The following is a 2,500-nucleotide window of genomic DNA, read 5'->3' on the forward strand; positions in this document are numbered from 1 at the left end:
CTGAGGACAAGCCCTCGGCCTATTAGTACCGGTCAACTCCACCCATTACTGGGCTTCCATATCCGGCCTATCAACCCAGTCGTCTACTGGGAGCCTTACCCTCTCAAGGAGGTGGGAGTGCTCATCTCGAAGCAGGCTTCCCGCTTAGATGCTTTCAGCGGTTATCCCTCCCGAACGTAGCCAACCAGCCATGCCCTTGGCAGGACAACTGGCACACCAGAGGTTCGTCCGTCCCGGTCCTCTCGTACTAGGGACAGCCCTTCTCAACACTCCTACGCGCACAGCGGATAGGGACCGAACTGTCTCACGACGTTCTAAACCCAGCTCGCGTACCGCTTTAATGGGCGAACAGCCCAACCCTTGGGACCTACTCCAGCCCCAGGATGCGACGAGCCGACATCGAGGTGCCAAACCATCCCGTCGATATGGACTCTTGGGGAAGATCAGCCTGTTATCCCCGGGGTACCTTTTATCCGTTGAGCGACGGCGCTTCCACAAGCCACCGCCGGATCACTAGTCCCTACTTTCGTACCTGCTCGACCCGTCAGTCTCACAGTCAAGCTCCCTTGTGCACTTACACTCAACACCTGATTGCCAACCAGGCTGAGGGAACCTTTGGGCGCCTCCGTTACCCTTTAGGAGGCAACCGCCCCAGTTAAACTACCCACCAGACACTGTCCCTGATCCGGATCACGGACCCAGGTTAGACATCCAGCACGACCAGAGTGGTATTTCAACGGCGACTCCACAACAACTGGCGTTGCTGCTTCACAGTCTCCCACCTATCCTACACAAGCCGAACCGAACACCAATATCAAGCTATAGTAAAGGTCCCGGGGTCTTTCCGTCCTGCTGCGCGAAACGAGCATCTTTACTCGTAATGCAATTTCACCGGGCCTGTGGTTGAGACAGTCGAGAAGTCGTTACGCCATTCGTGCAGGTCGGAACTTACCCGACAAGGAATTTCGCTACCTTAGGATGGTTATAGTTACCACCGCCGTTTACTGGCGCTTAAGTTCTCAGCTTCGCCCGACCGAAATCGGACTAACCGGTCCCCTTAACGTTCCAGCACCGGGCAGGCGTCAGTCCGTATACATCGCCTTACGGCTTCGCACGGACCTGTGTTTTTAGTAAACAGTCGCTTCTCGCTGGTCTCTGCGGCCACCCCCAGCTCGGACCGTAAAGGTCTCCACCAGGGCTGGCCCCCCTTCTCCCGAAGTTACGGGGGCATTTTGCCGAGTTCCTTAACCACAGTTCACCCGAACGCCTCGGTATTCTCTACCTGACCACCTGAGTCGGTTTGGGGTACGGGCCGCCATGAAACTCGCTAGAGGCTTTTCTCGACAGCATAGGATCATCCACTTCACCACAATCGGCTCGGCATCAGGTCTCAGCCTTAATGAGTGACGGATTTGCCTATCACTCGGCCTACACCCTTACCCCGGGACAACCACCGCCCGGGCTGGACTACCTTCCTGCGTCACCCCATCGCTCACCTACTACCACCTTGGGCCACCGGCTCCACCACTCCCCTTCACCCGAAGGATCCAGGACGGCTTCACGGGCTTAGCATCAGAGGGTTCAACGTTGGCGCTTCAAAGCGGGTACGGGAATATCAACCCGTTGTCCATCGACTACGCCTGTCGGCCTCGCCTTAGGTCCCGACTTACCCTGGGCAGATCAGCTTGACCCAGGAACCCTTGGTCAATCGGCGCAAGAGTTTCCCACTCTTGTATCGCTACTCATGCCTGCATTCTCACTCGTGAACCGTCCACGACTCGATTCCTCGGCCGCTTCACCCGGCACACGACGCTCCCCTACCCATCACAGCAGGCGTTGGCCCTATAGCTGCAATGACACGACTTCGGTGATGTGCTTGAGCCCCGCTACATTGTCGGCGCGGAATCACTTGACCAGTGAGCTATTACGCACTCTTTCAAGGGTGGCTGCTTCTAAGCCAACCTCCTGGTTGTCTCTGCGACTCCACATCCTTTCCCACTTAGCACACGCTTAGGGACCTTAGTCGGTGTTCTGGGCTGTTTCCCTCTCGACCATGGAGCTTATCCCCCACAGTCTCACTGCCGCGCTCTCACTTACCGGCATTCGGAGTTTGGCTAAGGTCAGTAACCCGGTGAGGCCCATCGCCTATCCAGTGCTCTACCTCCGGCAAGAAACACGCGACGCTGCACCTAAATGCATTTCGGGGAGAACCAGCTATCACGGAGTTTGATTGGCCTTTCACCCCTAACCACAGGTCATCCCCCAGGTTTTCAACCCTGGTGGGTTCGGTCCTCCACACGGTCTTACCCGCGCTTCAACCTGCCCATGGCTAGATCACTCCGCTTCGGGTCTTGGGCATGCAACTCAAACGCCCTATTCGGACTCGCTTTCGCTACGGCTACCCCACACGGGTTAACCTCGCTACACACCGCAAACTCGCAGGCTCATTCTTCAAAAGGCACGCAGTCACAGTCCGAAGACTGCCCCCACGGCTTGTAGG

Annotated in this window: 1 rRNA gene (cut by a window edge); it reads right to left on the bottom strand. The window is 57.0% G+C overall.

Going from position 1 to position 2,500, the window contains the following annotated elements:
- Positions 1-2 precede the first annotated feature (2 nt).
- Positions 3-2,500, bottom strand: a 23S ribosomal RNA gene (locus tag IE98_RS0141205) (it continues 608 nt past the right edge of the window).

The organism is Streptomyces sp. NRRL B-24484 (assembly GCF_000717715.1).
Classification (GTDB): Bacteria; Actinomycetota; Actinomycetes; order Streptomycetales; family Streptomycetaceae; genus Kitasatospora.